Raw genomic sequence first — 20,010 nt, 5'->3', positions numbered from 1 at the left:
AAACCAAACGCCCAGTCAAAAGAAGACTTTAATTCGCAAGCAGCTCCCTATTCATCATGATTTCATATTCATTTGATGGCAAGGGCGGCGAATAGAAGTAGCCCTGCACTTCCTGACAGCCCAGCGATTTAAGAAGGTCAATCTGAGATTCTGTCTCAACCCCTTCTGCAATAACCTTCAGTTTCAGGTTCGTTGCCATAGAAACGATAGTTGAAATTATTTCACGATTTTCCTGTGAATGCGAAACGAAGCTTTGATCGATTTTTAAACGGTCGACTGAAAGCTTGCTCAAATAGCTCAATGAACTGTACCCTGTTCCAAAATCATCGATGCTCACTTCTATACCAATTTCCCTGAGTGCCTGCAGCTGTTCATTGATACTGTCTTCCTTTTTAATCATAATGCTTTCGGTTACTTCAATTTCAATCAGTTCGCCAACTAAGTCATACTCCTTAAGGGAGTACTGCATGAAATTCACGAAATCCTCCTGGTAAAAATGGATGATCGATATATTGATGGATGTACGCGGAACCTTGTACCCCTGTTCCATCCAGGTGACTAACTGCCGGAAAACCTTCCTGATGATCATCCTTTCGAGCGGAACGATTAAATTGGCCTCCTCCGCAATCGGGATGAATACTCCAGGAGGAATCATTCCATGTCGATGATGCTTCCATCTTGCTAATGCCTCGGCTCCGGTTATTTGATTTGTGAAAGTATTGTACTTTGGCTGGTAAAAAACATTGAGTGAATCATTATTGATTGCATTCCTCAATTCATTCTCGAGTTCGAATTTATTCACATCCTGGTCGACCATACTTTGGTCAAAAAACTGAAAATGATTGGTGCCATTTTCTTTTGCTTTATACATAGCCATGTCTGCGTATTTCAGCAACAGTTCAAGATCGTTAGTATCATCCGGAAAGTGGGCAACGCCTATACTTGCCGTAATCAGGAACTCCATACCCTCCGCAAAAATAGGCGTCTGGAATGCCTTGATAATATTAGCGGCCATAGCTTCTGGCTTATTTCCTTGAGTAACAAGAATCGCGAATTCATCCCCGCCAATTCTGGAAACCAGACAATTTTCCGGGACAATCTTTGCAAGTTCACGCCCTATTTGCACCAAAATTTTATCTCCGAACGAGTGGCCAAACGTATCATTGATTCTTTTAAACCGGTCAAAATCAAGATAAATCAAGGAGAATACCTCATCCTTAATGAACAATCCTGCCATCACTTTCTCTAGATTTCTCCTGTTTGGCAGATTGGTGAGTTCATCATGATAGGCCAGATACTCAATCATTTCATCTGCATTTTTCTGTTCAGTGATGTCCCTTAAAATTCCAAAAACACCAACCGTAGTATTTTTAACGATGATCCTGACGGCAGTAATCCTCACCTCCGCGAAGGTTGAATCTGCCTTTTTCAAAGTTGTCTCAATTACCTTCGTTTCACCGCTCAGCACTTTCCGGTAATATTTCCTGATTTTATTCTCTTCCTCACTGTTGCCAATCAAATCGATAAAATGGAGGCCCGTCAATTCTGTTGCACTATAGCCAGTGAGTTCAACTGCCTCTTTATTAACATTGCGAATATATCCCTGCAGATCAACCCTGAATACGGAATCGGGATTGTGGCTGAACAAGGATAAATGGGACTGAACATTTTTCATGATTAATTTTTCGCCAAAGAGATCTGGGATGAGCATAAATAGCAAATTAGCGAGGGCCATATAAATGAATGGAGCCAAAAAGGAATGGATTCCTGCTCCTTCCGTTAAAGGCATCATAGAAGACAGCACGATATAAGGGATGCCCCCGAGTGCCATACCTCCAAAGATGCTGCCCATATACTTATACTTCTTTACAAACTCATAGATATCCTCATTTGTAATCTGCATCAAGAATCTGAGTAACAAAAATGAGGTGACCATCACCATTAAAGAGGATAAGATGGTTAAAAGCCCCTGAAACTCAATTGCATCCCTAAAGATAATATAGAATGCTGTATATTCTGCCGCCAAGGTACTGGCGGCAATCAGCAAACTTGTAAAAATGTACTCCTGTGTATTCGCAAGGTCTCTTTGTGCAAGGCTTAATGCTGCATATGCTCCAAATGAGCAGATGACGAAGAACAACATAAAGAATTGATAAAGATTGCCCGTAAAGAAGGGGACTCCAGCTGATATAATCACAAATAAATGCGTCAGTAAAAACATAAATGCCAGTATCAGTGAATATAGGGCTATTCTTCGCTTTTTCCTGTCTGTGTCTTTTTTGATTTGTCTGCTGAATTCAACCGCCATTATTGACGATATGATTAAAAATACAACTGTCAAAGCAATTGTTTTAATGTCAAATATGTACATATGGGGAATCTCCATCCTGCCCCTCGTTTCTGTCTCTATTTAGTTTATTAACCCGGGCTCTTTGCTGGATGTTATTTGTCCAGGAAGGCTTGTGAAAAGAACAAAGCTTTTTCAATATTATACAATATTCACCAATCTAAATGTTAGTTTTCTAAATTTTCAAATATATTCTTACATTTAATGACAAATAATTTTATAAATTTAAATAGAAACTCCCTTAAAAATCCGCGTCGAAACCCTGAGCTTCTTTAACAATAAATCCTTTTCACCTTATTTATATATATCGTCAAAAAACCTCGAATCTTTAAGGACCCCATATGACTTACACTTCATAATTTTATCCTATGGCCAATCCTGAAAGGTGGAATTGAAATGAAAACGGAGAAAAGCAGTGGAAATAGGCACGGATTCGTGACGGACTGGTGGTTTGTCGAAAGGACAAGCAAGTTCGGACAAAACACGTCCTGGTGGTGATCGTTTTGTCTGAAGCAGAGGCAAGTTCGGACAAAAGGCCGGCTGATGGTGATCATTTTGTCTGAAGCAAAGGCAGGTCCGGACAAAATAAAAGATCATAATGTCGAGGAAAAGTATCTAGAACAAGATCGTAATTAAATATAATCCCAGTAACAGGAAAATCAAAAATATAATTCCGGTTGATACCTTTATCAAATTATTTGCCGATACGAAAGTTTGGCTGTTTATGTTTCTCCGAACCGAAAAATAATGGACAGTGGCAAGCAGGAGGATTGTCAATCCAATAAGCAGTGAAAAAATACTGACAAACACAGCAATCGTGTCGGCAAGCTGGCTCACTGACTTAATATTGTTAAAATGCAGGCTTGAAGCTAAAAACCCAATCCCAATGATGGCGATGGATGTCCTTACCCAGGCAAGATATGTCCGTTCATTTGCAAGATGCTGCTGGATATACTTGGACTCTGCCGTTTGATTTTCTTCCATCTCGATCACCTCTTTCTTATTAAAAGGCTGTTTTCGTAAAGATTGTTGTTAAAATCCTAAAGCCGATTTTAACGAGATAAAAGCCATTTTGCAGGTCGGTACTAAGTTGGCAAGCTCTTTTCTCTTATTAAGCGTTAGTTTTGTGAAGAAACTTATGTAATTCCATCCTATTTTGTAGTCAATTGCAACAAAGTTTGAGAAAAGAACCTATTAAAATTAAGTTTATCATTATGTAAAGATGATTCCCCTTCATTTGCTCATCTACTATCCACTTTCTGCCTGTTTTAGCTTTCCTCCATACCGGGAATAGATATTCATCGTCAATGAGGAGAGGTGTACTTTATGATATATTTCATGCTCGCATTAAAGCTGGTGATCGGGCTTGCTGCGTTGATCATTGTCACCAGGCTTCTTGGAAAAAAGGAGATGTCGCAGGTCACTCCTTTCGATTTTGTGTACGCGGTTGTTTTAGGTGGATTGGTAGAAGAGAACTTATTTGAAAAGTCATCTTCAACAATCTGGGAAATGCTTTTTGGAATTGCAGTGTGGGGAATCTTAATATTCATAGTTGAAAAAACAACCCAGAAATCAGATAAGCTGCGGCCAATCCTTAAAGGTAAAGCAGAGCTGCTGGTGAAGAATGGAAAAATACAGATTGAAAACTTAACAAAGGCTGAGCTTGAAATGGAACAATTAAAATCCCTTTTAAGACTTAAAGGTGTCTTCTCAATGAATGACGTGAAGGATGTATTCCTCGAAACAAGTGGAAGCATCAGCGTACTGTTAAAGCCTAAAGCACAGACGCCAACATATGACGGACTTGGTGTACAAGCCCCTGGTACTGATATCCCTGAAATTGTCGTCGATGAAGGGAAACCAGAAATGAATGGCTTGAAAAATATCGGCAAGGACGAAAACTGGCTCAGTCAAAAACTAAGTGAGGAAGGTGTACAAGAGTTGAACGACATTTATTATGCAGAATGGTCAGAGTCTGACGGCTTCTATATCCAGCATAATATCGACAGCTGATTTTAAAAAGCCATGATTCCAGCCGTTGATGAGTTATAATAGGGGTGGGAGGCTGATTACATTGAAGGAAAAGAAAAAGGAGACTTCCGGGCTGGACGAGGAAACCTTATTCATGGTGTCACAAACCTTTAAGGCCTTATCCGACCCAACTCGGCTTAGGATTCTGCATTTGCTGTTTGAGGGTGAACATTCTGTAAATGAAATTGCCGAAAAGCTTTCATTGCTGCAATCTACGGTCTCACATCAGCTGCGTTTTTTAAAGAACCTCAGGCTGGTCAAATTCAGGAGAGAGGGTACTACCCTTTATTACACACATGACGACGAACACGTTATTGACTTGCTTAGACAAAGCATAGAACATGCCAGCCATCATTAAAATTGAGGGCTGGCACTTTTTTTAAAAGGCTGTTTTCGTAAAGATTGTTGTTAAAATCCTAAAGCCGATTTTAACGTGATAAAAGCCATTTTGCAGGTCGGTACTAAGTTGGCAAGCTCTTTTCTCTTATTAAGCGTTAATTTTGTGAAGAAACTTAGGTAATTCCATTCCTATTTTTTAGTAAATAGCAATTAAAGCTTGAGAAAAGAGCCTTTTAAAAACATTTAATTACAAGGTCCGTGTGCACACGGACATCCGTGTTCCCCTGCTTCTACCTGAAGGGTGCTATGGTCGATGCCAAATCGCTCATGCAGCAATTCTTGCGCAGCTCTCAGGACACGGTCATGCGCTCCTTCCCCTTCGACAGCTATATGGCCGCTAAGCATGAAAACACCTGACGTGATTGACCAGACATGGACATCGTGCACATCTTTAACCTCAGGAATCTTCATTATTTCATCTTTTACTTCTTTCAGTTTAATCTGCTCTGGTGTACCTTCCATCAATACATGGAAGCTTTCCTTCGTTACCCTCCAGCCACTGATGATGATCAGGATTGCCACTGCGATGCTTGCAATTGGATCTGCAAATCCCCACCCGAAAAAGTAAATCAGCAATGCTGCTGTGATTGCGCCAACTGACCCTAGCATATCACCTATTACGTGGAGGAACGCACTCCTTACGTTTAAGTTCTCATCTTTGTCCCCACGCATTAAAATCCACGCGGCAACAATATTGACAAGCAAACCTACGACCGAAATTGTCAGCATCCCCAGGCTCTGTACTTCAGGAGGGTCAATTAAACGTTGGTACGCTTCTGCAAAAATATAAATCGAGATAACGATTAAGGTTAGTCCATTGAGTGCCGCTGCAATGATTTCAAATCTTTTAAATCCGTATGTCTTGGAATGGGTCGCTTTCCTCTCCCCGAGCTTCATCGCAAAAAGACTAAGACCAAGTGCAGCTGCATCGGAAAGCATATGTCCGGCATCTGAAAGAAGTGCCAGACTGTTAGTGATCATTCCTCCAATTACCTCAACAATCATGAAAGCTGCGATTAAAAGAAAAGACCAGAATAATGCCCTTTTATTGTTTGTATGACTATGGCTATGGCCATGAGCATGACTGTGGCCATGGGAATGATTATGTCCCATTTGTTCCCCTCCTTTCGCATATATGAGTATATGCTCATATATATTATTATGACGCATCTTATAAAATGGTTCAATATCAAGCCTGTCTTTTTATTTATCTTTCTATTTACCTTTTTATTATCAACTTTACACATTAAAAAAACCGCCGATAGACAGCGGTTTGTTAGCAACTTATAAATATTTCCGGTGAACTCCCTTGCCATCGTATGTGTAAAGCATCGCTCTGCCTTCGACCATCGTTTCGATATGGCATTTCCGGCCCCAGAGCTGGTGGATATACGGCAGAACCTTTTCCAAGTATTTAATATCAAGTTCGATTCCTTCGAATCCGTGCGTTATATAGAGCTCCCCGTTCTTGAGGTAATCACCGTCAGTCACAGTCAGATAAGGGAATCCGCCATTCACCCTCATGCTTACAAGCTGGTCACGGACCTGTTCCCAGGCTTTGTCGACGACTTTGTATTCCCGTCCCTGCTTTTGGAAAAGGTACATATCCTCACGCATGACCAAATCCTTCGTTAAGTAATTGCGCAAAAAGGAAATATCAGATTCAATTTCCCGGACTTCGAACATTTTTTCCCGGCCAGAACCCGGTTTGACACCTCGGCGTTTCATTTCCTCGGTCGGGTTATTATAACGCTCTTCGATATCTTCAAAAATTTTGATTCCTAAATAATAGGGGTTAATCCCTGTCTTTGACGGCTGCACAACTCCGGCATTCAATTTGGCAAATTCGATTGATTCCCCGCTGGTGAGATCCATCTCACGGAGGATTCTCTGGTGCCAGTATGATGCCCAGCCTTCGTTCATGATTTTCGTCTCCAGCTGCGGCCAAAAATAGAGCATTTCTTCACGCATCATCGTCAGGATATCCCGCTGCCAATCAGCCAATTCACGGCTGTAGCTTTCTATGAACAATAATAGATCTTTTTCAGGCCGCGGCGGAAATTTCTTCTTCTTTTTTTCTTTAGGTTCTGCCTTTTTCGTATCAAGGCCCCAAAGATCATCATACGGAGTAGCTGAAACTTGCTCATCATCCTCGTCATCATCTTCAATTGACCAGGCAAGCTTCGGTCTCATCAAGGACGGATCAATATGTTCTTCTATGGCCAATACAGCATCTAGAAATGACTCAACCGTTTGCTTTCCATGTTCGATTTCATACTTGCGAATCCTTTCCGCTGTTGCTGCCATGCTTTCAACCATATCCCTTTTGGTATTTTGGAAACGCACATTGTTCTTGAAAAAATCGCAGTGTGCAAGCACATGGGCAACAATCAATTTGTTCTGGATCAGCGAATTCGAATCGAGCAGGAAAGCGTAACAAGGATTCGAATTGATTACCAATTCGTAAATCTTTGAAAGACCAAGGTCATAGTGAAGCTTCATTTTATGGAACTGTTTTCCAAAGCTCCAATGTGAAAATCTCGTTGGCATACCATATGCTCCAAATGTATAGATGATTTCGGCAGGACAAATTTCGTACCGCATCGGATAAAAATCCAGCCCAAATCCCCTGGCTATTTCAGTAATTTCAGAAATGGCTTTTTCGAGTGACTTCTGTTCTTCCGACACCATCTCTCCTCCTTTCGCCTCTTACAACAATGTATGAGAAAAAAAGGAGAAAGATGAACAGGTTAAAAACTTTACTGCTGCGGCTGTTCAGCTACGCTAAGGTTTAATAATCTGTTATTTTTCAAATCGTGTGTGATTAGCACATTCATCAAAACAGGTTTTCCACTGACATTGACTTTGAATTGGAAGGAATCTAGAACCTGACGATCATCAATTTGCTTTCGGCCCATATACTTATAATCCATGACCTCTTCTGCAGGAAAATCCTCTTTGATCACAGCGGTTGCGATCCTGCCATACTTTTCATAATCCGGCCTTTGCGCGCTGATATCGATACTTAGAATTCCCATTAACAAAATCAACAATGTACTTATAGCGATAAAATACTTTTTCATAAAAAACTCCTTTCGGCTGCCTGGTTTCCTTCGTCTAACACTCGTTCATTTCCAATGCCGTTTATACAGGTAAAATTTAAAAACCCCTGTAAACAAGGACGTCCAACATTTTCTGAGGAAGTTCCATGAGCAACTCCATATAATATTATCAACTCCTCATTAAGGAGGATTGAAAATGAACAAAACGGATTACGATCGAGCATTGTATTACACGCACCGGTCTCAATGGGATAACTTGCTCATCCTGATGGTAAGGACCGAGGACCAGTTTCTTGCTAAAAAGATTGAACATTTTCTCCACGCTTACAACTTTGAAAAAGATTATGCTGTCATTGAAAAACGCCTGTATTCACTGCTGAGATATATCGACCACGCAAACGAAGCCGACGGCGATGACTACCTGGACACCGCTGTTACAGGCTCTTTTTAAACAGAGAATTCCACCAAAAAATAACACGGCCACCTATATTAAGGTGCCGTGTTTGTTTATTTTTATGCTGCTAATGCATAGGTATTTATTGGATTCATTGTTATGCGGATGGGGGATCCTGGTTTACAAGGCGATTGCGGACGGCATATAAAGCTGCCTGTGTTCTGTCCGCAACTTCCAATTTTGCAAGAACATTGGATACATGGGTTTTGACTGTTTTCTCTGTGATAAAAAGCGAAGCTGCGATTTCCTTATTGCTTTTGCCGCTGGCTATTTCTTTCAGCACCTCTACCTCCCGCTTTGTTAACTCATCTAGCGGTCGTTTATCATAACGGTTATTGCCGGAAAGGTGTTTTAAAACAAGAGAGGTTGCTTTCGGATGAAGGTGATTTTCCCCTTCCACAATCCTTATGATCGATTTGACTAGTTCATCAGGCTGTATATCTTTTAGCTGATAGCCAGATGCACCTGCTTCAATCGCTGGAATCACATGTTCCTGGTCTGAAAAGCTTGTCAGCATCATGATTTTAATATCCTTATTTTTGGCTTTGATAAGTTTTGTCGCCTCAATTCCATTCATCTCGGGCATGATTAAATCCATTAATATAATGTCAGGATTCAGCTTTTCGGCAAGTTCAACTGCTTCCCTCCCATTGCCCGCTTCTCCTACAATTTCAAGCTGATCTTGTGTCCTGAGAAAAAAAACTAATCCCCTTCTGACGACATGATGGTCATCGGCTATAAGAACTTTAATCGCCATATCCTTTTCCTCCATTATTAAATTGGGATTTTGACAATAACCAGGGTTCCTTCCCCATGTTTACTTGCAATTTCCAGGCTGCCCCCAAGGGAGGCAGCACGTGTCTGCATACTTTTCAACCCCAGAGAAGGCAGCACTTTATCAGGATCATAATTAAAACCCCTGCCTTTATCTCGTATACTCATCTCGACCATTCCACTGGTAATTTCAAGTTCCAATTCAACCTTTTTTTCCTGTGCATGCTTCTTGCAGTTGCCCAGTGCTTCCTGCCCAATTCTCCAAAGCACTTCTTCCACCTTCCCAGGCAGACTCGCTGCGCCAGAAACCTTTGTTTCCATTTCTAGATCCAGCATTTCGGCATACCCGGAAAGTGCGAAAATAATCCCATTTTCAAGGCCGCGGGGACGCAATTGCCAGATCAGCGCCCTCATTTCCCCCTGTGCTTCCTGTGCGAGGTTTTGTATGTATGAAAATGTATCTTTCAGCTCCGAAGTTCCTGCCATCTCCATTCCAGCTCTTGCTGTCAGACTCAATGAAAAAAGGAGTTGGTTCACTGAATCATGAAGATCCCTTGCCAGGCGATTCCGTTCAGCCGCAAGCGCAAGCTCCTGCTCCTGCTGGGCAAGACGCAGTCTTTTAATCGCCGTACCGATCTGGAATGCAACCGACTCAAGCAAAGCAAGCTCATCTTGTTTGAAATGTGTTTTATGGGGGGAGCCAACATTCATGACGCCAAACTTTTCCTCTCCGGCGCGCAATGGAACTGTTGCATGATGCGTCAATCCATTGGTGTCACCAGTTTGATTTTCAATTGCTTCCTCAAGCCTTTTACATTCAAATATATTCGTCGCTTTATTTAATCTTCCATCATTGTAACGGTCTACACACCAGCAGCCGCCCTCACACATCGGTGCACAATGGTTCAATGATAATGCTGGGGGCAGCTCTTCCTTTGCAGCCAACTGGTACTTACCATCATTGTCGATTAGAAAGATCCAACCAGTTTCCAGCCCAGTTATATGCAATAGCCTTCTTAAGACCTCGGTCAGAACACGATTAAGCTCCGTTCCCTCGTTCAATAATTCAGCAATCTCCTTAAGAATGCCAATATGTGAATCATTACCAGCCATTGTAATCACCCCATTTCCCATTATTATATCTTTAATTTAAACATTGCGCTTTCAGAAAAGGTCTGAATTTTTCTCAGTCTAAAGTCTCAATGGCAATAAAAAATCCGAAGAGAAACAGATTCTCTTCGGATGGGATTTAGCGTTATGCAATTGGGTAGTTCTGTACTAGTGGGTGGATAACAATTTCATCGATCAGCATATGCTTTGGAGCAGACGCCATATATACAACAGCATTTGCGATATCTTCCACCTTGAGCCAGTCGTGTTTCTCGGGAAGGCCCTGTTTTGAATCGGCAAAATAAGTATCAACCATTCCCGGGTTGATGGTGCCAACACGGATCCCGAATTCCCTTACTTCCTGGGCAAGTGCCCCGCTGAAGCCCTGTACAGCATACTTTGAAGCAGTATAAGCACTCCCGTTTGGAATGGTATAACGGCCAACATCAGATGAGATCGTGATGATGGTACCGGTCTTTCGTTCCTTCATATGCGGCAGCACAGCTTTAGCGCCCAGGAAAACACCCTGGACATTGACTTCAAAAAGCTTCTTCCATTCATCAATTGTCACTTCTTCAGCTAACTTGAAAAAGCCGATACCGGCATTATTCACAAGTACATCAACCTGGCCGAAAGCTTCAAGCGTCTTCTCTACAAGGTTTTTCACCTGCTGTTCATTGCTGACATCAGTCTGTACAGCAATGACCTCCGAAAACCCCTGTTGCTTCAGCTCTTCGGCTGTTTTGTGGATATCGTCTGAGGTTCCTGCCAGCGAAAGCTTCATTCCCTGCTCAGCCAATTTCACTGCGATTTCTTTGCCAATACCTCTTGATGCGCCTGTGACTATTGCGACTTGTTCTTTTAACATTCCATTCTTCCTTCCTTGCTGAATCTCTATGTTGAACTTATAGTGTTTTGGCGGCTTCCATTTTCTTTTCTACCAGGTCCATGAAATCCTGTTCAAGCTGCTTAAGTTTTTGCTGGCTGTCTTTAAGGCTCTGGTCATTTACGCCAAAATAGAATTTGATTTTCGGCTCCGTCCCTGATGGACGAAGGCACATCCAAGAACCATCTTCAAGATAGTATTTGATGACATTTGACGATGGAAGCTTGATTTTCTCTTCCTCATTACCTGAATTCACTCTAATACCTGTCAAATAGTCTTCCACAGACGTAACTTTCAATGCTCCGAGCTGCTTGAGCGGCTCCTTGCGGAAAACTCCGAGAGTTTTCTGGATTAGTTCTGCGCCCTCTTTTCCTTTTAGCGTCAGTGAACGCAGGCCCTCCTGGTAATAACCAAACTCTTCAAAAACACTAAGCAGCGCTTCGTATAAGGACATTCCCTTCTTTTTATAATAAGCGCAAACTTCAACAGCAAGCATGGCTGCCTGGACCGCATCCTTATCCCTGGCAAAGTCGCCAATCAGGTAACCGTAGCTTTCTTCATATCCGAACAGGAACCTGTACTCCCCTGTTTCTTCATATTGTTTGATTTTTTCAGCAATGAACTTGAAACCCGTGAGGACATCAATTGTGTCAAGACCGAAAGATGACGCGATTTTGCGGCCAAGTTCGGAAGTCACAATCGTTTTCAACACGACTCCATTCGCAGGTAATGTGCCTTTTTCCTTCTTTTGAGTAAGAATATAGTGCAGCAGAAGCGCACCAGTCTGGTTTCCAGTCAGGACAGTATACTCCCCATCCTGACCCTTTACCGCAATACCTAGACGGTCAGCATCTGGATCAGTTGCGATCAGCACATCCGCATCAATTGTCTTTCCTTCGCGGATGGCCAGTTCAAAAGCAGCATGCTCCTCCGGGTTCGGACTCTTTACTGTTGAAAACTCAGGATCCGGAAGCTCCTGTTCTTTTACGACCGTGACATTTTGGTACTTCAAATTCGTCAGTATATTGCGGACTGGCATATTTGCCGTTCCATGCAATGGAGTGAAGACAACTTTTACATCGGTTTCATCTGAAAGTGTCGGATTTTCAGATATGATCATCAGCTTCTCGAGATAAGCCCGGTCCACTTCAGGTCCAATCATCTTGATCAAACCCTTTTCTTTCAGCTCCTGCTCGTCCATAACCTCAATTGACAGTTCATTTTCAATTTCGTTTACTTTGGCAATGACTTCGTCCGCACTGTCCGGTGGAAGCTGCCCGCCGTCTGGTCCGTATACTTTATAGCCGTTGTACTCAGGCGGATTATGACTGGCCGTGATGACAATTCCTGCGTATGCATGAAGGTAACGGACTGCGAATGAGAGTTCAGGAGTAGGTCTCAATTCTTCAAAAACATATGTCTGGATGCCGCGCGTGGCCAATGTCTTAGCAGCTTCCATGGCAAATTCAGGTGACTTATGGCGGGAATCATAGGCAATCGCCACACCGCGCTGCTTCGCCTCAGCTCCTTGTTCTTCTATGTATGCAGCCAGCCCGGCAGATGCCTTTCGGACAGTATATATATTCATGCGATTTGTCCCGGCGCCAATCTCCCCGCGCATTCCGCCAGTACCGAATTCAAGGTTTTTATAAAAGACTTCTTCTAAATGCTTCTCGTTATTTTTAAGTGAATCAAGTTGGGTTTTCAGCTCTGGATCTAATCCAGCAAAACCAAGCCACTTGTCAGCGTTCATCTTCCAATCCATCGAATGACCTCCTGAAAAAATAAGATTTGAATCTTAGCTAATTATAAAACAAGATGTAGCTTGATTGATAATATTTGTTGATTTTATTTAAGGCAGTTTATTTTTTAGAAAAAATTCCTTTTAATGGTAAACGACTTTCAGCTTTCTGCTAATTTAGTGCACCAAAACGGGTTATTGGTCTTTCCCCTGTAATTTAAGATTCCAACACTCTCTATAGGTTACCTCTTTTTCCTCCTCGCGGTTTAGGGCACCCAATCTCGCAAAACGCTTAAACACACTAAATCAATGCATCTCAATCACCACAGAAAAAACACCTGGGAATACTCTTCTCTCTCCCAGGTGCTCCAGTTAGCCTACTTCTTATACTGAATGCGGTAAATATCGTGGCGCCGGTCTTTAAGCTGGCGAACTGTTCCGTCCTGTCGCTGGCGGCGGAGGATTTCGAGGTCAACATCGCCAATCATGACCATTTCAATATTCGGGTTTGTTTCACCGACGATTCCGTCTCTGGCAAATTCAAAATCAGATGGTGCGAAGATTCCGGACTGTGCATATTGGATATCCATGTTTTCCGTCTGCGGCAGGTTCCCGACTGTTCCTGAGATAACGGTGTAGACCTGGTTCTCGACTGCTCTGGCCTGAGCACAGTAACGGACACGAAGGTACCCCTGGCGGTCTTCTGTACAGAAAGGAGTAAAGATGATTTTTGCTCCCATATCCGTGGCGATTCTCGCAAGCTCAGGGAATTCGATATCATAACAAATCTGGATAGCGATTTTGCCACAGTCTGTATCAAAGACCTTCAGCTCATCACCCCTGCTGATGCCCCACCATCTGCGCTCATTTGGTGTAATGTGGAGCTTATATTGCTTATCGATTGTTCCATCGCGGCGGAATAAGTAAGAAATATTGTAAATTTCTTCATCATCTTCTTTAACTAAATGAGAACCTCCAATAATGTTGACATTGTATCTTACAGCCAGATCGGTAAAAAGCTCAATGTATTGCTCTGTGTATTCAGTAACCCTTCTGACAGCCAGTGATGGGGATTTTTCATTCATGAATGACATGAGCTGTGTCGTGAAAATCTCCGGGAACACCGCAAAATCTGAGCCAGCATCTGAAGCAACATCGGTAAAGTACTCTACCTGATGTGCAAAATCTTCAAATGATTCAATCTGTCTCATCATATACTGGACAACGCAAATTCGGACCGGGTTGCTGGTCTTGAAGAAACGCTTGGACTTTGGCTGGTATTCAACATTATTCCATTCCATCAATGTCGCATATTTATTTGACTGGAGGTCGTCCGGCAAATAATTCGGATTGATCCTCATCAAAATAAAGTCATTCCTTAGCTGGAAAGATAGAACCGGATCATATATTTTATGAGAAGCAACCTGCCGGACATATTCACGGGGTGACATTTCTTCTGCATGAAGATGATAATTTGGGATTCTGCCGCCGATAATTATACTCTTCAGGTTCATCTGCCGGGCGAGGTCCTTCCTTGCTTCATACAGACGGTAGCCCACCTTCATCCGCCTGAATTCAGGGTGGGTCATGACTTCAATTCCATATAAATTATAGCCATCAGGGTTGTGATTGGTGATGTAGCCTTCATCTGTGACATCATCCCAGCTATGGCGGTCATCATATTCGTCAAAGTTTATAATCAGGCTGGAGCAGGATCCAACCACATTGCCGTCATACTCAGCAACGAACTGGCCTTCCGGAAATATTTCCAGGTGGCTTTCCAGCTGATCCCGCTTCCATGGATCCATGCCAGGAAAGCAGCTATTTTGCATTTTAATGATTTCGTCTATATCCTCATATCTCGTATTGCGGATGATCATTCTTTTTTCAAATTTTGATAAGTCCAGTTCAGTCATATCGTCGTGCACCCTTTCTTTCGTAAAAAATTCGTCTTGTTTCGGGCTCTTGCAGATCCTTATGTAAAAAGAGTCAAAACATCATATCCCTATACCCTTTTTCAACCCAGCCTAATACATTTTCTTTAGCTTCTCCACATCCATTGGGAAAAATTATTTCACATAATGTTAATTGAAATATTTTATTACATTCCTTAAGATGTAATGAGAGATAATTTTATTCCTTTGATAAAAATTGTTTCAATAGAGATTACATTAATTAGGGGAGATTAGCTTGAAAGAGCCGAAAAAAGATTTAAGGGAAACCTTATTATTTGCTGCATGGGCCACTTCCATCATCGCGATGTTTGGCAGCCTGTACTTTTCAGAAATCCGCCAGTATGAACCTTGCCTCCTATGCTGGTATCAAAGAATCCTTATGTATCCTTTTACTTTGATTCTGGGGATTGCCGTTGTGAAGAGGGATTATAAAATATCTTTTTATACAATGATCATGGCTGCTGCGGGCGGTCTGATATCGCTTTACCATTACTCGTTGCAAAAAGTGCCATTCATGGCTGATAATGCTGTTACATGCGGAAGAGTGCCTTGTACCGGGCAGTACATAAACTGGTTGGGTTTCATCACCATTCCATTCCTGGCTTTGACCGCATTCATCATTATTTTTGCATTGAGCCTTGTTATTTGGAAGAAATCGAAGGAGGAAGCTTAATTTGAAAAAGGTTATCATTTTTTTAGTTATTATCGTAGGATTGTTCGCGGCTTTATTCTTTGTTAATAAAGCACAAAATGAAGAAAAGGCTGAGGGGAATCCATACGGAAAAGATACGCTCCATCCCGAAACCGTCAAACAACTGGATGATCCAAACTATCAGAATATTATCCTGCCAGACGATCTTGACAAGAAGCTTGAAGATGGCGAAGATGTTACGGTTTATTTTTACAGCCCGACATGCCCACACTGTGTGCGTACGACCCCAATAGTCGCTCCTCTGGCAAAGGATATGAATGTAAATCTCGTACAATACAACCTACTTGAGTTCGAACAGGGCTGGAATGATTATGGTATTGAATCAACACCAACGATTGTTCAATACAAAGATGGAAAAGAAGTCAACAGAGTTGTCGGCTATCAGGAAGAAGCCACATTCGAAAATTGGTTTAATGAGAACACATTGAAATAAAGAAAACGCCTGCTATTCTGCAGGCGTTTTCTTTCTACTATAACAGTAATCGATTGGCAGCTTTTGAGTAAGTACTGATATAATCCAGATGGACATGTTCTGAATCAGAGAACTGATTGTAATTAAAAGGGAAGCATATCCCATAGTCCGTCAAAATCTGTACATTTTTACGGAACATTGCCTGATATTTTCCGGGAATATGGCCAGATTCCAAGATAGAGATCAATGTCTGCATACTTGTGATTACCTGGAAAGCATCTCCAAGTGTACTGAATCTCTCGAACTGTTCGGGTCTGGTATGTAAAACTTCAAGCCTTTCAAATTCTTGAATGTCTTCATCCGTGAAGTATAATGGAAAAATATCAGTGTAAAAATAATTTGCCAGCTCTACAATTTTCTCTTCTTGTCCGGGCGTAGACGCATAAACAATTTTCAATGATTGACCCACCTTTTATAACCCTTTGTAATCTATTCGTAATATATATACCTAGAATAACATATCCATTCCAATTAACTGGGTGGTAATTATGCCCATGGGGAAGGTAAAAGTTGACAAAATTGCAAGTATAATAAAAACTTTTCACACATGGCACAAACAAGGAGATTTCGATGAATCAAACAAACAAAAAAGGCGACTGGTTTGAAGTCACCATTCCTGAAACATGGGAACAATACACGCTTGAAACATTATTCAAGGATTTTTGGAAGGCACCGAAAAAACAGGTCCATAATTTCAGAATGGAAAAAAGTGTCTTAATTAATGGAATAGTTCCTGATTGGACTCTTCCCCTCCGTAAAAATCAACGATTAAGCATTAAACTTTTCACAGAAGAAGAGTCGGCCTTCATACCCGAATATATGAATGTTGATATCATTTTTGAAGATGATCACATGATTGTTTTCAATAAGCCTGCAGGAATGGACACTCATCCTAATGAAGCCAGCGAGACTGGCACTCTCGCGAATGCAGCTGCGTTTCATATGCAGGCAAATGGTGAGGCAAACCGCCCGCGCCATATACACAGACTCGATCGTGATACTACAGGAGCTGTCCTGTTTGCAAAAAATCCGCTCATTGCAGCAATTCTCGATAAAATGCTCGAAGAACGCTCTATAAAAAGAACTTATCTGGCACTCGCGGATGGAATCATCAAGCAAAAAAAAGGCACGATTGATAAGCCAATCGGGCGCGATCGGCATCATCCGACAAGAAGAAGAGTATCGGAGACAGGCCAGAAGGCGATCACTCATTTTAAAGTTTTAGATAAACTCAAACAAAAAAATCTTACCCTTGTACAGTGTTTTCTGGATACTGGCAGGACCCACCAAATTCGTGTCCACCTTAACGCCATTGGCCACCCGCTTGCAGGAGACAAGCTGTATGATGGAAGTGACCAATTTTACCGGCAGGCATTGCACGCCGTCAAAATGGAATTCATCCACCCTTTTACACAGGAAAAAATAATATGTCATGCTCCTTTTATCGACAGGGAACCGATTTTCGTTAATATCGATCCCTATGAAATTTAACTCCAAGGTTTCAAACAATCGCACAAAAAAATCCCTTCCGAAAACGGAAGGGATTTTTTGCTGAATATTAGTCAGCTTTACGCATGCTCTTCATTACAAGGCTGACGATGAATACTAACGCAATTGCACCAATCAAGGCTGGAACAATCGCAAAGTCAGCAACTACTGGTCCCCAGTCACCTAAAATAGCTTGACCAATCCAAGCACCTACAAAACCGGCAATGATGTTACCGATAACGCCACCTGGAATATCTCTTCCAAGGATTAATCCTGCTACCCATCCAATAATACCACCGATAATTAATGCCCAAAGAAAACTTAACATAATTTTTTTCCTCCTTATAATGTTAATGTAATGTAAAGTAGTAGTGCCGGGTATTTCCACACCCATTTTCATACTGCAGAGTTTTTGTAAAATTAGGCTGTACTGATGAGTATTGCATCCCGGGAGCTTATCAGCTTGCTCTAATTTTATCTTACCTCTAATTTGGAGGTATTAAACCATTGTTTCTGCAGCAGACAAGCAGTCAGTCTAGGATGTTGTTTCATGTTGCTTTCTGCTTGTACACCTACATTACCACCCTCTGTTTATTTTAAAACCTTCCCAAACTGGAATTTGTTTTAAAACGGTTTAAAAGGGCCCGGCTTTCTCTTAATGTATCCAATTTGGAAAATAAAAAACGGGCTGATAAAAAATTCAGCCCGTTACGTGCTATCTTTATTTCTTCTGGTGAAACATTAAAAATCGATATGGTCAGGATCGGCACCAAAACGCTGATCTTTGTTAAGTCCATCAATCTCCGCCATCTCTTGTTGACTAAGCTGGAAATCGAATACCTCAGTATTTTCTTTCAGCCTTGATGGATTGACCGATTTTGGAATCGGAATAATCTCATGCTGCAGATGCCATCTTAAAATGATCTGGGCAGATGTCTTTCCATAGCGATGCGCGATGCTGCTCAATATTGGGTCAGTAAGGAATCTTCCTCTGGATAATGGGGACCATGCTTCGACTATAATGTCATTTTGACGGCAGTAATTTCGAAGCTCTTCTTGCGAAAGCAGTGGATGGAGTTCTACTTGATTAATAACTGGCTTTTCCTCGCAATGATTTAAAAGATCCTGCAAATGATGTATTTTAAAATTGCTGACACCAATCGCCTTTACCCTTCCTTCATGATAAAGCCTCTCCAGGGCCCGCCAGGTTTCCAAATACACCCCTTTTACAGGCCAATGCACTAAATACAAATCAAGGTACTCCAGACCAAGTCTGTCCATACTTCGATTGAATGCCCGTAAAGTATTGTCATATCCCTGTTCCGAATTCCAGACTTTCGTGGTGATGAATAGTTCTTCCCTTGGAATATTGCTGTTCCTGATTGCTCGCCCTACACCTTCTTCATTGTTGTAAAAAGAAGCGGTATCAATCAGCCTGTAGCCTAAATCAAGGGCTGATTGAATCGTTTCTTCGATTTGCACCCCTTCTTCTACTTTATAAACACCAAGACCGAAAACAGGCATTTCCACTCCATTATGTAATTTTACCTTATCAAAAACGTTTGCCATGAAATCCCCTCCTGTTTTATACATTTTATCCCTGAGTCAAGATCATTACAAATCAAAACGGCTGCCATGCCGACAGCCGTGAATCTATATAAACGGCTCAATAGCCGAAGTTTTCAGGTGGGTAATTTCTAATTTCCCGGCAAAAAATTGTCCTAAACAGGTGGACAAATCATTATAGAAAAAATAGGCTTTTCCACTGAAAAATTGTTTAGAGGATGAATAAACGAGGAATCTAATATTAATCTTTTGTGAAGAATGTAAAAAGTAAAACGAGGCAATTATTAAGTTTTTGTAAATTTTTTTGCAAACATCTTCATATTTCGACATCTATAGGCTAAAATGAATCTCGCTTCAAAAATTATTTGGATAACAGTGGGGGTAACATTATGGTTTTCAGGAAAAAAGACAAGTTTGCCATCTTGCTTACGGATATTTCCGTGAATCTGAAAGAAAGCAGTGAGTATTTTGCTGATTATAAGCTAAACAATGCAAGCGATCTAAAAATTTTCACTGAAAAAATGAAGGATATGGAGACGAAGGGTGATAATTTGATCCATGATGTGATCATGGAATTGAATAACGCATTCATCACTCCTATCGAAAGAGAAGATATTCTAGCCCTTTCTATGTCAATGGATGATGTCCTTGATGGAATGGAACAATGTGCGAACCTGTTCGACATGTATTCAATCACGAAAGCTGATGAGTTCATGATGCAGTTCGTGGCTGCCATCAAGAGTGCTTCATTTGAGATTGAACAAGCTGTTCAGTTATTAACTACAAAGAAACTTAAACAAATAAGAGAACATGCCATCCGGATTAAAGATCTTGAATCAAAATGTGATGGCGTCCTTCGCCAATCCATTAAGCATCTATTCTCTGTTGAAAAGGACCCAATCCGAATCATTCAGTACAAGGAAATATATGAAGGTCTTGAAGAGATCGCAGACAGCTGCCAGGATGTTGCAAACACCCTCGAAAGCATTGTCATGAAAAACGCGTAAGGAGCC

At 41.5% G+C, this 20,010-nt stretch carries 20 protein-coding genes; 7 read left to right on the top strand and 13 right to left on the bottom strand.

Features of this window, described 5'->3' with window-relative positions; genetic code table 11:
• Positions 1 to 28 precede the first annotated feature (28 nt).
• Positions 29 to 2,371 carry a sensor domain-containing protein gene (locus tag B5X77_RS10375; RefSeq protein ID WP_176167297.1) on the bottom strand — a complete coding sequence of 781 codons (2,343 nt, stop codon included), beginning with the start codon at positions 2,369 to 2,371 and terminating at the stop codon, positions 29 to 31.
• A 591-nt stretch (positions 2,372 to 2,962) separates the two neighbouring features.
• Positions 2,963 to 3,331 (bottom strand): YidH family protein, encoded by a 369-nt coding sequence (locus B5X77_RS10370; RefSeq protein ID WP_079507816.1) that lies wholly within the window; start codon positions 3,329 to 3,331, stop codon positions 2,963 to 2,965.
• Positions 3,332 to 3,673: 342 nt separating this feature from the next.
• On the opposite strand from B5X77_RS10370, the gene B5X77_RS10365 reads away from it, so the two are divergent.
• Entirely contained in the window at positions 3,674 to 4,360 is a 687-nt protein-coding gene (locus tag B5X77_RS10365; protein ID WP_079507814.1) for a DUF421 domain-containing protein, read from the top strand.
• A gap of 112 nt (positions 4,361 to 4,472) precedes the next feature.
• Positions 4,473 to 4,736, top strand: coding sequence for an ArsR/SmtB family transcription factor (locus B5X77_RS10360; RefSeq protein ID WP_139378414.1), 264 nt, complete (start codon positions 4,473 to 4,475; stop codon positions 4,734 to 4,736).
• A 224-nt stretch (positions 4,737 to 4,960) separates the two neighbouring features.
• Here B5X77_RS10360 and B5X77_RS10355 read toward each other — a convergent pair whose 3' ends face one another.
• From B5X77_RS10355 to B5X77_RS10345, 3 genes are all read right to left on the bottom strand, one after another.
• On the bottom strand, positions 4,961 to 5,890 hold the full coding sequence (locus B5X77_RS10355) for a cation diffusion facilitator family transporter (protein WP_079507810.1): 930 nt from the start codon (positions 5,888 to 5,890) through the stop codon (positions 4,961 to 4,963).
• 171 nt (positions 5,891 to 6,061) lie between these two features.
• Positions 6,062 to 7,468 carry a SpoVR family protein gene (locus B5X77_RS10350; protein ID WP_079507808.1) on the bottom strand — a complete coding sequence of 469 codons (1,407 nt, stop codon included), beginning with the start codon at positions 7,466 to 7,468 and terminating at the stop codon, positions 6,062 to 6,064.
• A gap of 68 nt (positions 7,469 to 7,536) precedes the next feature.
• Positions 7,537 to 7,860 carry a DUF3889 domain-containing protein gene (locus B5X77_RS10345; RefSeq protein WP_079507806.1) on the bottom strand — a complete coding sequence of 108 codons (324 nt, stop codon included), beginning with the start codon at positions 7,858 to 7,860 and terminating at the stop codon, positions 7,537 to 7,539.
• Positions 7,861 to 8,035: 175 nt separating this feature from the next.
• On the opposite strand from B5X77_RS10345, the gene B5X77_RS10340 reads away from it, so the two are divergent.
• On the top strand, positions 8,036 to 8,290 hold the full coding sequence (locus tag B5X77_RS10340) for a YhdB family protein (RefSeq protein WP_079507804.1): 255 nt from the start codon (positions 8,036 to 8,038) through the stop codon (positions 8,288 to 8,290).
• A 100-nt stretch (positions 8,291 to 8,390) separates the two neighbouring features.
• Here B5X77_RS10340 and B5X77_RS10335 read toward each other — a convergent pair whose 3' ends face one another.
• The 5 genes from B5X77_RS10335 to B5X77_RS10315 form a co-directional block, all read right to left on the bottom strand.
• Complete coding sequence (locus tag B5X77_RS10335) at positions 8,391 to 9,050, bottom strand: response regulator (RefSeq protein ID WP_079507802.1); 660 nt, start codon at positions 9,048 to 9,050, stop codon at positions 8,391 to 8,393.
• Positions 9,051 to 9,067: 17 nt separating this feature from the next.
• Entirely contained in the window at positions 9,068 to 10,180 is a 1,113-nt protein-coding gene (locus tag B5X77_RS10330; RefSeq protein WP_079507800.1) for a GAF domain-containing sensor histidine kinase, read from the bottom strand.
• Positions 10,181 to 10,322: 142 nt separating this feature from the next.
• Entirely contained in the window at positions 10,323 to 11,045 is a 723-nt protein-coding gene (locus B5X77_RS10325; protein ID WP_079507798.1) for an SDR family oxidoreductase, read from the bottom strand.
• Positions 11,046 to 11,082: 37 nt separating this feature from the next.
• Positions 11,083 to 12,828 carry a phospho-sugar mutase gene (locus B5X77_RS10320; protein ID WP_079507796.1) on the bottom strand — a complete coding sequence of 582 codons (1,746 nt, stop codon included), beginning with the start codon at positions 12,826 to 12,828 and terminating at the stop codon, positions 11,083 to 11,085.
• 353 nt (positions 12,829 to 13,181) lie between these two features.
• Positions 13,182 to 14,720 (bottom strand): bifunctional GNAT family N-acetyltransferase/carbon-nitrogen hydrolase family protein, encoded by a 1,539-nt coding sequence (locus B5X77_RS10315; protein ID WP_079507794.1) that lies wholly within the window; start codon positions 14,718 to 14,720, stop codon positions 13,182 to 13,184.
• Positions 14,721 to 14,994: 274 nt separating this feature from the next.
• On the opposite strand from B5X77_RS10315, the gene B5X77_RS10310 reads away from it, so the two are divergent.
• Both B5X77_RS10310 and B5X77_RS10305 read left to right on the top strand, forming a co-directional pair.
• Positions 14,995 to 15,432 carry a disulfide oxidoreductase gene (locus tag B5X77_RS10310; RefSeq protein ID WP_079507792.1) on the top strand — a complete coding sequence of 146 codons (438 nt, stop codon included), beginning with the start codon at positions 14,995 to 14,997 and terminating at the stop codon, positions 15,430 to 15,432.
• A gap of 1 nt (position 15,433) precedes the next feature.
• Positions 15,434 to 15,904, top strand: a complete 471-nt coding sequence (locus tag B5X77_RS10305) for a thioredoxin family protein (RefSeq protein ID WP_079507790.1) — start codon at positions 15,434 to 15,436, stop codon at positions 15,902 to 15,904.
• Between the two features lie 37 nt (positions 15,905 to 15,941).
• Here B5X77_RS10305 and B5X77_RS10300 read toward each other — a convergent pair whose 3' ends face one another.
• Positions 15,942 to 16,340 (bottom strand): YhcU family protein, encoded by a 399-nt coding sequence (locus B5X77_RS10300; RefSeq protein WP_079507788.1) that lies wholly within the window; start codon positions 16,338 to 16,340, stop codon positions 15,942 to 15,944.
• Between the two features lie 173 nt (positions 16,341 to 16,513).
• Here B5X77_RS10300 and B5X77_RS10295 point away from each other — a divergent pair, with 173 nt between their 5' ends.
• Positions 16,514 to 17,434, top strand: a complete 921-nt coding sequence (locus B5X77_RS10295) for an RluA family pseudouridine synthase (protein ID WP_079507786.1) — start codon at positions 16,514 to 16,516, stop codon at positions 17,432 to 17,434.
• Between the two features lie 67 nt (positions 17,435 to 17,501).
• Here the strand turns inward: B5X77_RS10295 and B5X77_RS10290 are convergent, their stop codons facing one another.
• Both B5X77_RS10290 and B5X77_RS10285 read right to left on the bottom strand, forming a co-directional pair.
• Positions 17,502 to 17,759, bottom strand: a complete 258-nt coding sequence (locus B5X77_RS10290; protein WP_079507784.1) for a GlsB/YeaQ/YmgE family stress response membrane protein — start codon at positions 17,757 to 17,759, stop codon at positions 17,502 to 17,504.
• Positions 17,760 to 18,172: 413 nt separating this feature from the next.
• The gene (locus B5X77_RS10285; RefSeq protein ID WP_079507782.1) at positions 18,173 to 19,000 is read right to left on the bottom strand and encodes an aldo/keto reductase; all 828 of its coding nucleotides are present in this window, start codon (positions 18,998 to 19,000) and stop codon (positions 18,173 to 18,175) included.
• Positions 19,001 to 19,386: 386 nt separating this feature from the next.
• Between B5X77_RS10285 and B5X77_RS10280 the strand changes: the two genes are divergently transcribed.
• Positions 19,387 to 20,004, top strand: coding sequence for a DUF47 domain-containing protein (locus B5X77_RS10280; protein WP_079507780.1), 618 nt, complete (start codon positions 19,387 to 19,389; stop codon positions 20,002 to 20,004).
• Positions 20,005 to 20,010 lie beyond the last annotated feature (6 nt).

Source organism: Mesobacillus jeotgali (assembly GCF_900166585.1).
Taxonomy (GTDB): Bacteria; Bacillota; Bacilli; order Bacillales; family Cytobacillaceae; genus Mesobacillus; species Mesobacillus jeotgali_A.
The sequence above is the reverse complement of the archived record's forward strand: the minus strand, read 5'-3'. Positions and strand labels throughout refer to the sequence as shown.